We start from the raw sequence: 223 nt of genomic DNA, 5'->3' as shown, positions 1-223 counted from the left end.
CTAATTGCCCGTGAGGCTTGACCATATAACACCCAAACAATTTGCGTGTTGTACGGTGAAGACGTAACGAACCGAAAGTTCGTGTGAACCGCAAATTACCTGTCACATACCTGAATTCGGATGAGCGTGTGCAACTGCCACGAGCATCCTAAAGAATTGCTTGACGACCATAGAGCGTTGGAACCACCTGATCCCATCCCGAACTCAGTAGTGAAACGACGCA

1 rRNA gene is annotated in these 223 nt (G+C 48.4%); it reads left to right on the top strand.

Going from position 1 to position 223, the window contains the following annotated elements:
- Nucleotides 1–159: 159 nt before the first annotated feature.
- Nucleotides 160–223 (top strand): 5S ribosomal RNA (gene rrf / locus ACNFIA_RS32015); the annotation flags it as partial.

Origin of the sequence: Pseudomonas sp. NY15437 (assembly GCF_048068435.1) — a bacterium.
GTDB lineage: Bacteria > Pseudomonadota > Gammaproteobacteria > Pseudomonadales > Pseudomonadaceae > Pseudomonas > Pseudomonas nitroreducens_B.
This window is presented reverse-complemented; position numbering and strand designations above follow the sequence as displayed.